Annotated in this window: 10 protein-coding genes and 1 pseudogene; 3 read left to right on the top strand and 8 right to left on the bottom strand. The window is 67.9% G+C overall.

Going from position 1 to position 11,595, the window contains the following annotated elements; translation table 11 throughout:
• From KVT44_RS54615 to KVT44_RS54650, 8 genes and pseudogenes are all read right to left on the bottom strand, one after another.
• Nucleotides 1-518, bottom strand: a pseudogene (locus KVT44_RS54615) (carbohydrate ABC transporter permease); the annotation flags it as partial.
• The gene (locus tag KVT44_RS54620) at nt 515-1,480 is read right to left on the bottom strand and encodes a carbohydrate ABC transporter permease (RefSeq protein ID WP_217576601.1); all 966 of its coding nucleotides are present in this window, start codon (nt 1,478-1,480) and stop codon (nt 515-517) included. The gene KVT44_RS54620 and the pseudogene KVT44_RS54615, both read right to left, overlap by 4 nt.
• 2 nt (nt 1,481-1,482) lie before the next feature.
• Nucleotides 1,483-2,166: a nucleoside/nucleotide kinase family protein gene (locus tag KVT44_RS54625; RefSeq protein WP_308314416.1), complete on the bottom strand. Its 684-nt coding sequence runs from the start codon at nt 2,164-2,166 to the stop codon at nt 1,483-1,485.
• A 50-nt stretch (nt 2,167-2,216) separates the two neighbouring features.
• The gene (locus KVT44_RS54630) at nt 2,217-3,230 is read right to left on the bottom strand and encodes an NAD(P)-dependent alcohol dehydrogenase (protein ID WP_308314417.1); all 1,014 of its coding nucleotides are present in this window, start codon (nt 3,228-3,230) and stop codon (nt 2,217-2,219) included.
• Nucleotides 3,231-3,317: 87 nt separating this feature from the next.
• Nucleotides 3,318-4,550 (bottom strand): sugar ABC transporter substrate-binding protein, encoded by a 1,233-nt coding sequence (locus KVT44_RS54635; protein WP_308314418.1) that lies wholly within the window; start codon nt 4,548-4,550, stop codon nt 3,318-3,320.
• A gap of 978 nt (nt 4,551-5,528) precedes the next feature.
• A complete protein-coding gene (gene rraA / locus KVT44_RS54640; RefSeq protein WP_217576591.1) occupies nt 5,529-6,011 on the bottom strand; it encodes a ribonuclease E activity regulator RraA in 483 nt (160 codons plus the stop codon).
• Complete coding sequence (locus KVT44_RS54645; protein ID WP_217576593.1) at nt 6,008-7,231, bottom strand: MFS transporter; 1,224 nt, start codon at nt 7,229-7,231, stop codon at nt 6,008-6,010. Before KVT44_RS54645 ends, rraA begins: the two co-directional genes overlap by 4 nt.
• Before the next feature lie 6 nt (nt 7,232-7,237).
• Nucleotides 7,238-7,924 carry a GntR family transcriptional regulator gene (locus KVT44_RS54650; protein WP_217576595.1) on the bottom strand — a complete coding sequence of 229 codons (687 nt, stop codon included), beginning with the start codon at nt 7,922-7,924 and terminating at the stop codon, nt 7,238-7,240.
• 247 nt (nt 7,925-8,171) lie between these two features.
• Between KVT44_RS54650 and KVT44_RS54655 the strand changes: the two genes are divergently transcribed.
• The 3 genes from KVT44_RS54655 to KVT44_RS54665 form a co-directional block, all read left to right on the top strand.
• The gene (locus KVT44_RS54655) at nt 8,172-9,365 is read left to right on the top strand and encodes an ABC transporter substrate-binding protein (protein WP_254651194.1); all 1,194 of its coding nucleotides are present in this window, start codon (nt 8,172-8,174) and stop codon (nt 9,363-9,365) included.
• A gap of 32 nt (nt 9,366-9,397) precedes the next feature.
• Entirely contained in the window at nt 9,398-11,179 is a 1,782-nt protein-coding gene (locus KVT44_RS54660; RefSeq protein WP_217576597.1) for an iron ABC transporter permease, read from the top strand.
• A partial coding sequence (locus KVT44_RS54665) for an ABC transporter ATP-binding protein (protein ID WP_217576599.1) occupies nt 11,172-11,595 on the top strand: 424 nt, incomplete at its 3' end. The genes KVT44_RS54660 and KVT44_RS54665, both read left to right, overlap by 8 nt.

Below are 11,595 nucleotides of genomic sequence, written 5' to 3' on the forward strand. Positions count from 1 at the left end.
TACGAGCGCAGCATCCCCACCGCGTGGGGCAGGTTCATCGAGGTGTAGAGAAGGATCAGTGCCCAGACGTTGTCCAGCAGGCCGATGTCGCGGGCGATGAGGTAGAGCGGAACGATGGACGCGGCGGGCGGCATCATCCTGGTGGAGATCAGGAAGAAAAGGGAGTCGCGCCACTTGCGCACGGGGCGGATCGCGAGCGCGTAGGCGGCCGGTGCCGCCAGCGCGAGCGTCAGCAGTACGGAGACGACGGTCGCCGTCGCCGAGTTGATCAGATACGGGGTCATGTCGCCCCCGAGGACCCGGCGGAACTCCTCCAGGGTCGGGGTGAAGGACAGTGAAGTGTACGACCCGCCCTCGGGCCTGAAGGCGGTGACGACCATCCAGATCGCCGGGAAGCAGAAGACCAGGGCCGCGCTCCAGCCGAGCGCCGCGCGTCCGAGGTGCAGACCACGGAGGCGACCGGTCCCGCGTGGCCCCGGGGCAGTGGTGGTGACGGTGCTGGTGGTGAGGGTGGTCATGAGCGGACCTCCGGTCCCGCGAGCAGTCCGGACAGCAATCGCAGGGCAGCCTGCGCCACGATGATGGTGCCGATCACGGTGACCACGCCGAGCGCGGCGGCCCGGCCGATCTCAAAGCTCTGGAAGGCCTGTTGGTAGAGGTAGTAGGGCAGGTTCGTGGTGGCGGTACCGGGGCCGCCCTGGGTCATCATGAAGATCCCGTCGAAGGTGCTGACGACGTTGATGGCGCCGAGCAGCACCCCCAACTGGACGAACGGCTTGAGGTGAGGAACCGTCAGGTGGCGGAAGACCGCGAGGCGTCCGGCCCCGTCCACGGCGGCGGCCTCGGTCACGTCGTGCGGCATACTCTGCAGTCCGGCGAGCACGATCAGCATCATGAACGGGGTCCACTGCCAGGCCCCGGACACGACGATCGAGGTCAGCGGGTACTCCTGCAGCCAGGCGACCGGCTGGATGCCGACCGTGCGCAGCAGCACGTTGACCATGCCCTGATCGGGGTCGAGCATCGTGTACTTCCACAGCAGCGCGGCCGCGGTCGGCATGATCAGGAATGGTGTGATCAGCAGGGTGCGTACCAGGCCGCGACCGATGAACCTCTCGTTGATCAGCAGCGCCAGCCCGACGCCGAGCAGCATGGACAGCAGCACCGTGGCCGAGGTGATCAGCACGGTGTTGAGGACCGCGGTGCGGTAGGTCGGGTCGGTGAAGGCGGCCGCGTAGTTGTCCAGACCGGCGAAGGTGTTGCGGCCGGTCAGCAGGTTCCAGGAACGGACGCTGTAGTAAAGGGTGGCGAGGAACGGCAGCTGTGTCAGCACGATCATGTAGATCAGCGCGGGCAGCAGCGGAAGGCGCCGGGTCCACCCCTCCTTGCGCCTCCTGGCCGACCGGCCATCCGGCTGCGCGGCGAAGCGCGTGCTGTTCGGCACGAACTTCGACGGCCCACGGGTCGCGGTTTCCGACATGGTCACTGCGCCTCCCTTTCGGCGATTCGCACCACGAGGTCCGCGTTCACCCGGGTGGCCGCGATGACGTCGGCGTTGACCTGGTCGGTGCCATGCGCCCAGGCATGTGCTTCCTCCGGCGTCTTACCGAACTCCATGTGCCGGTCCACGAGCCGCAGCAGCCGAAGTTCCTCGTCCGGTTCGACGTACCATGCCTCGTCCAGCAGCGGTCGGATCCACGCCCAGGGACCATCCGCCAGCAGCAGATAGTTCCCCTCGGCGACGATCAGATCCGTACCGGGGCCGACGGATATCTCCCCGGCGATGGATTCCTCGATCTCGCGGTGGAACTGCGGTGCGTAGACGGTCTCCTCGCCACCGTTGTCGCGCAACCGCCGCAACAGGGCGGTGAATCCGGCGGCGTCGAAGGTGTCGGGCGCGCCCTTGCGGTCCCGGCGTCCGAGCGCGACAAGCACCGAGTTGGCCAGGTGGTAGCCGTCCATGGGGAGGAGGCAAGCGCGCGGTCCCAGCTCTTCGACGAGCATCGCGGCCAGCGTGCTCTTGCCCGCCGCCGGGGCTCCGGCGATACCGAGGACGGCTCGTCCGGGCCGCTCCATGAGCTGGCGAGCGCGCTCCACCAGAGCGGCGAACTCGGTCTCCGCGGGGAACTCGGGGCGTTCCGGGCGTTCGGTGATCGGGAGGTGCACCTGGGCTCTCCAGTATCCGTGTCGAGTAAGAATCCGCTACGCACCCGCGCTCAGTCGCGCAGGTCGATGACAGTCTTGATGGATGTCGTGACGGCGGTGTCGGGATTGAGGGCAGTGCCCGCGTCCGCGAGCGAGAACCGGTCGGTGACCAGTCCGTCGAGATCGACGCGGCCGGACGAGGCCAGGGCGATTCCCGTCTCCCAGGTGTTGGCGTAACGGAACACTCCGCTGATGGTCAGCTCCCGCTGCTGCACAAGGCCCAGCGGCAGGCTGACCTCTTCGGGTCCCATGCCGACCAGGACGACTCTGCCGCCCGCCGCCGTCCCCGGGAGAGCGCCGGCCAGCGCCCGGGGGCTGCCCGAGCATTCGATGAGCACGGTCGGCGCCACGTCCGCCGAGGCTCGCAGTGCGTCGGCGGCAAGAAACGTCGTGGTGGCACCGAACCGCTTCGCGGTATCCAGCCGGGCCGGGTTGACGTCGCTGACCGCGATCTCGGTCGCCCCCAGAGCGCGCGCCACCTGAGCGGACAGCAGCCCGATCGGACCGGCGCCGGTGATCAGCACCCGGTCCCCAGCACCGACCCGGCCATGCCGGCCGGCCCATACCGCCACCGACAGTGGCTCGATCAAGGCGGCGGCGTCGTCGGAGAGGCTGTCCGGCACCGGGTGGGCGAAGGCTTCGTGGATGACGACGTACTCCTGCATGGCCCCGTCGTACGGCGGATCGGACAGGAAACGGATGTCCGCGCACCGGTTGTAGTGGCCAGTGCGGCACTGCCCGCAGGTCCCGCAGGGTACCCCCGGCTCCACCGACACCCGCTGCCCAGGACGGTGGCGGGTCACGGCCCTGCCGCAGGCCACCACCTCCCCCGCCGGCTCATGCCCGAGCACGACCGGCGCACGGAACATGCTGTGCCCCAGCTTGCCGTGCCGGAAGAAGCTGACGTCCGATCCGCAGATGCCCAGTGAGGTCACCCGGACCAGCACCTCATGCGGTCCGGGTTCAGGGCGGTTGCGCTCCTCCAGGGCCAGAAGTCCCGGTCCTTGCATGACTGCTGCGCGCACGGCGCTACTCCTCTTCTGCGTTCCGGGGTCGGGCGGGAAACGGGCCGGCGGACGCGCGGGCGGCGCGTGAGCCGCCGGCCCCTTTGCTCACTTCTGGTAGCCACCCGACTTGGCGACGTCGGTCGCCCAGTCCTGGGCCTTGTCCAGCGCGACGGACACGCTCTCCCGGCCGGCGATGACGGCGGAGATCTCCTGTGAGATCTTCGTGCCGAGGTCGGGGTATTCGGGGATGGCGACGTAGTTGGTTCCCACCCACGGCTGAGGGGCGACGCCCGGCTGCTTCGGGTTGACGCTCTTCATCTGGGTGAGGGTGGCGTCGGCGTAGTCCTTGGCAGCGCTCTGGTACTGGGGGATCGCGTACGTCGAGGTACGGACGCCCGGCGGGACACGGGTCCAGCCCAGCTTGCCGCCGACCAGCTTGCCGTACTGCTTGGAGGTGGCCCACGACACGAACTGCCAGGCCGCGTCGGTGTTCTTCGAGGTCTTCGGGATGATGAAGGACCACGAGCTCAGCCAGCCGGCCGACTTGGTCTCCACCACGGGAGCCGGAGCCAGGCCGATCTTCCCTGCCACCGAGGACTGCTTGGGGTCGGCCAGCAACGACGCGCCAACGGTGGAGTCGTACCACATGGCGGCCTTGCCTTGGCCCATGGTGGACAGACACTCGGTGAACCCGGAGTTGGCCGCGCCCGCCTCGCCGTCCTTCTTGACCAGGTCTGTGTAGAACTTCACGGCCTTGGTGGTGGCCGCACTGTTCATCTGCGCCTTCCAGTCGGAGTCGTACACGCTTCCGCCGAAGGTCTGGATCACGGTGCTGAGCACACCCATGCCCTCACCCCAGCCGGGCTTGCCGCGAAGGCAGATCCCGGCGACGCCCTTGGACGGGTTGTTGAGCTTGTCTGCGAGCGTGGCGATCTGGTCCCACGTCGGGTGGGCCGGCATGGTCAGCCCGGCCTGAGCGAAGAGGTCCTTGCGGTACATCAAGAACGTGGACTCGCCGTAGAACGGGATGCCGTACTGCATACCGCTCTGCTGGTTCAGGGACCACATCGACGGAATGAAGTCGGCGGTGTCGTATCCGGAGGTCTTGTCCGCCAGCGGGCCCAGGTCGGTCAGCCAGCCCTTCTTCGCGAAGATGCTTCCGTTGAGGTTGTCTATGGATGCCACGTCGTACTGTCCCGACTTGGTGGCGATGTCCTTGGTCACCGAGTCTCTGAGCTGGTTCTCCGGCAACACGCTGAACTCCAGCTTGATGCCGGGGTGACTCTTCTCGAACTCTGGAGCCAGCTTCTTCAGGTCCTGCATCTGGGGGTTGGCCACCAGCGCGACCCTCACTGTCTTCGTCCCGCTGCCGCCCCCACTGCTGCCGCCAGCTCCGGCACATCCGGCCAGGACGAGAGAGAGCACTCCCACCACAGGCACGAGCGTCCGCGTCAACCCCTTCGACCGCATCATTACACCGACCTCCATGGCTTCCGAGCCACACCTCTGTAACTCGGTGGACACACGGTAGAGGCGGGCAAGCACTTGCGCAACCGCTTGCGCCGTAAAGGTTCGCAAGCGGTTGCGGGATGTACCTCCACCCAGGAAGTCTCACTTCGGGTTGCGACACGTCAACCTCGCCCAGCCCGAGGCCGGACCACCAACCAGCGGTGGGCAGTGCTGCGTGATCTGCCGCCCGGCGGGGCTACGCCCCAGCGCACTCAGCAGCTGTCGTCGGATCAGGCCACCGCGCCGGTGCGCGCCTCCGCCCCGCCGGCGATGTCGAGCGGGTCCCCAAGGACCCTTGCCCACGACCTGGTCACGGAGATCCGCGCGCCGGACAAGCGGTCGGCCGAGAAACACGGTACGTGGAGAGGAGCTCGTCGGCTCCTCGGGCAGCACGCTGACGAACACTCCCGACATCGGGCCTGTGCCGACGGCACGGCTCGTCGGGCCCGGCGTACTCGTCGGGCCCGACGGCCGGTTTTGCCACCGCTGCGGCGTTCACGAACCGACCTACGCCGCCCCGGCCGAGATCTCCGGCGTGGACAAGGCACTCCACCGATTCTCAACCCTCCGGCGACCGTCGGCTCTGCTCCGTCCTTCACGCCGTCGCGGTCATCCGGATCAGGACGGCGCGCTCCGCTACGGACAGTTCGCCAGCCGGTTCCGCCCGTCGCGCGTCCCTGGCCGGGCATTCCTGGCCGGGCATTCCTGGCCGGGCGTCCCGTGCTTGCGCCGCGAGATCAGCCGCAGGTTCGGGCCGACGACACCGGACTGTCCACCTCGGAGGAACCGCGCGAGGGGTGTGCGGAACTACGCACCGCCTGCCGGCCCACGAGTGAGGAGAATGCCGTCGGCGTCACTGTAGAGGTGGCAGCCGGGCGTGAAGGTCACCTCGCCGAACGAGATTTCCAGGTCCTTGTCCCCGACCCCGTCCTTGCGGCTCTTACGAGGGTTCGAGCCGAGGGCCTTGATGCCCAGATCGACCTTGGACAGCGCCTCGACGTCACGGACGGCACCGTGGATGATGACGCCCTCCCAGCCATTGGACGCGGCCAGGCCGGCGATGACATCACCCATCAGGGCGGCGCTCAGCGAGCCACCGCCGTCGACGACAAGGACCCGCCCTGCCCCGGGCTCGCCGACGGTGGCCTTGAGGATCACGTTGTCCTCGTGGCATTTCACGGTGGTGACGGTGCCCTCGAACGAGGTTCGGGCGCCGAAGAGGCGGAACTGGGTGGTGCACGACTGGAGGTTGTCTCCGTGCTCGTCGTAGAGGTCGGCCGTGGGCTTCATCGGTGTTTCCTTTCGGTGTGGGTGTCAGGGATCTGGTGGACGTCAACGGGAAGGGTTCGCGCGGCGTACCCGATTCCCGCCAGTCCGGCCGCGGTCGCGACGAGGACACCGCCGGCGCCGGTGCCTGCGGCCAGAGCGCCTGCGGCACTGGGGATGACCACCTGGCCGGCCCTGTTGCCGACCAGACGCAGGGACATGGCGCGGCCTCGGGCTCCGGGAGGGGCAGCGTCGGCGAGCCAGGACATCGTGAGTGGCTGGCCGACGCCGAGCCCGAAACCCGCCACCGCGACACAGACCGCCAGCGTCGGCGTGCCGAGCGGCACCGCTGCGGCGGCCATGGACGTGGCCGACAGCATCGTGCACAGGACGAGGAGCCGACGCCGGCCCAGTCGTGCGACGAGGCGCCCCAGGAAGAGCCTTGACCCCATCGAGGTGAGGCCCCTGATGGTCAGCAACACGCCCACAGTCCCGGCCGCTATACCCCGTTCGGTTCCCAGGGCGGGCAGATAGACGAGGGTGATGTCCACTGCCGCGAGCACTACACAGCTGGTCAGGAGTGCTCGCGGCAGGCCAGGCAGGCGCAGCAGTTGGGCGGTTCCGCCGCGTGTCACGGCAGCCTCGCGGGATGCGTCGCGGGGGCTCGGTGTGACCAGTGCCGACACCGCGATCAGCGCGAGCCCGCCCGCGCAGGCGACGGTGAAGACGATCTGGGTGTCAGGGATCTCCCGTTGTCCTCCGAAGAGGACGATGAGCGCGGGTCCGGCGGCCTGTCCGAGGGAGGCGGCGAAGGTGTAGCGGCCGAAGGCGGTGTCCGAGCCCGTTCCGTGTGCTCGGTTCGCCACCCATGCCTGTTGCGCGATGACGCTGCACAGGTGTCCGACCCCAAGAAGGACACTGCCGCCGATGAGGGCCGGCAGGGAGTGGCCCGCGAGGGCGAGGGTAAGCGCCGAGGCGAGGACGAACCCGGAGCCCAGCAGGGCCATCGCCCGCTCCCCGACCCGGTCGGTGAGGGCGCCGCTGGGTACCGCGAGGACCAGCGGTGCGACGGCGAAACAGGCCGAGAGCACACCGAGCAGAGCGCTCGGCAGCTCCAGCTCGATGGCGCGGTAGGTGGTTGTCGGGCGGAGTACGAAGGTGAGGGCCTGCACCAGCAGCGCGTGGACGAGCAGCGCCGCCCAGGGCCACCGCGCGGCCCCGCCGGGCCCGGCCGACGGCGTCACGCCCGGTCAGGTTCCGCCGACGCTGTCGGGATGGCCGAGCCGCCACACCGCTGTCGCCCCGAGACTGGTGTCGATGTGCTCGCGCATGACCTGCTCCGCGCCGGCGCAGTCACCGAGGGCGACACACTCGACGAGCGCGTTGTGCTCCTTGGCCTTCTGGTCCCGGGCGGCCTGGCCCCGGTCGGTCCGCAGCGCCAGACGGCGATAACGATCAGCCTTGTCCCACAGCCCCTCCAGGGTGGCGATCAGCAGGTCGTTGTGGGACGCCATGTAGATCGCGGCGTGGAAGCGGCGGTGTGCCACCAGTTGCTCGATGCTCGGGTGGGTGGGAAGAGGGGCCAGTCCGTCCGCCGCGGCGCGGATGGCCTGGATGTCGGCGTTGGTACGCCGCTCAGCAGCCAGTGCGGCAGCCAGGGGATCGAGGGAGCGGCGGAGCTCCAGCAGATCGCGCGCCTCCTCGGCCCGCAACGCCGAGACCCGGGCGTCACGGTGGGCGTCCAGCTCCACCAGGCCTTCGCTCTTGAGGCGGCGCAGGGCCTCGCGCAGCGGCGTGGTGCTGATACCGATGAGACTCGCGAGTTCCCGCTGCTGGATCACCGAGCCGGGCCCCAGCTCGCCGGAGAGGATCCGGTCCCGGACCTGACGGTAGGCGAAGTCGCTCTTCGTCTCGAAGGCCTGAACCGGCTCCGACATGCGATCCCCCTCTGTGATCTGTGGTTATAACTTACCGGATGTGTAGCGGCTATGTCACCCCACACCTGCTCTGCAGCACTCCTTGAAAGTCACCTTCCTCAAGCTTGGAAATCATAATCTCCCCAGGCTAAACCCCCTCTGTAATCGCACACATTCAGCCGAAAGGCTTGACGTCATAGGTTATAACCATCACTGTTTGCGACGACTCACCTGAGGCGCACGTCGGGTCTCTTCAAGGAGGAAGAGCATGACCGCTACTCCCCGCAGGATGGCTCCAGTTGCCGCGCAGGCCGCCGCAACCGCTCCCCGCCGCTTGTTCCGGACCGCTCTCGCACTCGGTGCCGCCGCGTCCCTGGCTCTTCTCGCCGCCTGCGGCTCCGGGGGTGACGAGCCGGGCGCCGACAACGTCATCGAGTCCGGCAAAGCGCCCGCGTACTACCCCTCCGCGTACAAGGACGTCATCGCGGCGTCGAAGAAGGAGGGTGGCGCTCTCACCATCTACTCCAACACGGACCAGGAGAACTGGGCGCCGATCTTCCGCGACTTCCGGAAGAAGTACCCGTGGGTCAAGAAGATCTCCGCGAACAACCTCGACAGCGACGAGGTCTTCCAGCGGGTCCTCAGCGAGCAGGCCACCGGCGGCTCACCGGCGGACATCCTGGTGTCGAACGCCGCGCAGGCGTGGGCCGACTTCGCCGAGCGCCCCGGAACCCTGCTGGACTACGAGTCGCCGGAGCTGGCGAAGCTTCCCAAGAGCGCCACGCTGCTGCCGAACGTGTACTCGATGTCGATGGACCCGTTGTCCATCGTCTACAACTCCTCGCTCGTCAAGGAGAAGCCGACCGGGCTGAGGTCCCTCGCCGACATCGTGTCCAAGGACCCGGACAAGTACAAGGGCAAGATCACCACGCGCGATGTGAACGGCGCCTTCGGCTTCTCGGTCTCCCATGCCTTCACCGACGCCCGGCCCGCGGCGTGGTCGTCGCTGGAGAAGCTGCTGCCCCTCGGCAAGGCCGAGTCGTCCTCCGGCACCCAGCTGGAGAAGATCCTCTCGGGTGAGTACCTCGCCGGCTTCTTCATCAGTGCCGCCCCGGCCTACCCGAAGGCTGCGGACAGTGGCGGCCTGCTGTCTCTGACGTTCCTCGACGACGGGACCGTCGTCCTGCCGCGCGGCGTCGGAATCGCCGCCAAGGCTCCGCACATAGCGACGGCGAAGCTGTTCACCGACTTCGTCCTCTCCGCGGAAGGCCAGCGGGCCGTCTCCGAGGGCGGTCTCACGTCGTACCGCGACGGCGTGGAGGCCACCGACGGCCGCCACACCTACGAGGAACTGCTCAAGGCGGTCGGCACGAGCAACGTGATCGACGTCAAGTACGCCAAGGTTCCCGACGCCGAGGTGAAGGCGTTCACCACCCGCTGGGACGGGCTCCTCGGCCGCTGAGCCGCCAGACCGACGAAGGGCCCTGAGAACCGATGTCTACGACAACGAAGTCGCCGACGCCGTCGAGCAGCGACAGCCCGCCACGGACCGTGGACTACGCGGTGCCCAGGTACCGGCGTCTCCTCGGGAGGGGACGGGAGGTGTGGTTGCACTACGCGGTCATCATCGTTCTTGCCCTGCTCGTCCTCGCTCCTGTCGTGCCGACGCTCTACCAGTCCTTGCTCGACCGGCCGCTGTACGAGGCCGGCGGCGTGCTCAGCCTGGACAACTACACCAAGCTGTTCACCGAGGCCGGCTTCGGCCGGGTGGCGCTCAACACGGCCCTCTTCGCCGGCCTCACGACCCTTTTCACCCTTCTCATCGCCATCCCCATGGCGGTGGCCGTCGTACGGACGAAGATCCCCGGCGGCCGCTTGCTGGCCGCCGCCATGCAGTGGCCGTTCTTCATCTCGTCCCTGATCCTCGGCTTCGGCTGGATCACGATGTACGGCCCCGCCGGCTTCGTCAGTGTGAAGGTCGCCGACGTGCTCGGCAGCGTCCCCTGGAACCTGTACTCCATCCCCGGGATGGCGCTCACCGAGGCCGTCGCCCTGGCACCGATCGCCTACACGTTCTGTGCGGGAGCGCTGCGCCAGAGCGACGCCTCGCTGGAGTCAGCCGCCCAGGTCTGCGGGGCGGGACCGCTCCGGATCCTGTTCGAGGTCATCCTGCCGATGCTGCGCCCGCCAATCGTCTACAGCTCGATCCTGGTCGTCTCGATCTCCGTGGAGACGCTGAGCGTTCCGCTACTGTACGGCCAGCCGTCCGACATCCAGGTCTTCTCAACCTTCCTCTACCGCAACGGACTTCAGTCGATCAACCCCGACTACGGGGTGCTCGGCGCCGCCTCCGCCATCATCCTCTTCGTCACCGTCGGCCTGGTCGCCATCCAGGCCAAACTCCTCAAGAACGCCCAGCGGTTCGTCTCCGTGCGCGGCAAGGCCACCCGTCCCCGGCGGCTGGACCTGGGCCGGCTGAAGTGGATCAGCCTCTTGTCCATCGTCTTCTACGTCGTGATGGGCGCCCTCGTCCCCATCGTGGGCCTGATCTTCCGCTCGTTCACCCTGGTCTTCACCCCGCTCCAGTCCCCGCTGAAGACCCTGACCATGGCCAACTACGAACGCATCTTCAACTACACCGCCTACACCGACTCCATCATCAACAGCCTGATCGTCGCGGGCGTCGGCTCGGTCCTGGTGAGCGTTCTCGGACTGCTGGCCGTGATGGTGGCGCGCCGCTCGAACTTCCGCTTCCGCAGAGCCACGGAATACCTGGCACTGGCCCCGCAGGCGATGCCCGGGATCATCGTCGGCATCGGCCTGTTCTGGGCCTTCGCCTACGCCCCGTTCGGACTCAACTCGCTGATTCAGGGCTCCCTCTGGGCACTGATCATCGGCTTCGGCCTGCGGGCCCTGCCCAGCGGATTCGGGTCCCTGGCCCCGTCGATCATGCAGATCGGCCAGGAGCTCGACAACGCGGCACGGGTCTCGGGCGCCGACTGGATCAAGGCGTTCACCATGATCCTGGCCAAGCTCCTCACCCCCGCCTTCGCGGGCGCGCTCGTCCTGACCTTCGTGACGATGCTCAAGGAGTACTCCCCGGCCGTCTTCCTCGGCTCCGCCGACAGCAAGATCATCGGCACCACCATGCTCGAACTCTGGGTCCAGGGCAACACCGGCTCCGTCGCCGCACTGGCCACCCTGCAGATCGCCATCACCGCGGCCTTCGTCGGGCTCGCCGGACTCCTCCTGAAGGGACGCAACAACGATGCCTGACGTCAAGGTCTCCCACCTCAACAAGCAGTTCGGCGCGAACACCGTCCTTGACGACGTCGACTTCACCATCAGGGACGGCGAGTTCTTCACCCTCCTCGGCCCCAGCGGCTGCGGGAAGTCCACCACCCTCAACTGCGTCGCCGGACTCGAACAGCCCTCCGGCGGCTCGATCGCCATCGGCACCACCACCTTCGTGGACACCGCGAGCAAGATCTTCGTACCGCCCGAGGGCCGCAACCTGGGCATGGTCTTCCAGTCCTACGCCCTGTGGCCGCACAAGACCATCGCCGCGAATCTCGCCGTGCCGCTACGGATCCGCAAGGTCGACAAGGCCGAACGGCACCGGCTCATCGACGACGCCCTCGACAAGGTCGGCCTGCTGCATCTGCGTGAGCGCTATCCGCACCAGTTGTCCG

Origin of the sequence: Streptomyces sp. GbtcB7 (genome assembly GCF_019091445.1) — a bacterium.
Lineage (GTDB): Bacteria > Actinomycetota > Actinomycetes > Streptomycetales > Streptomycetaceae > Streptomyces > Streptomyces mirabilis.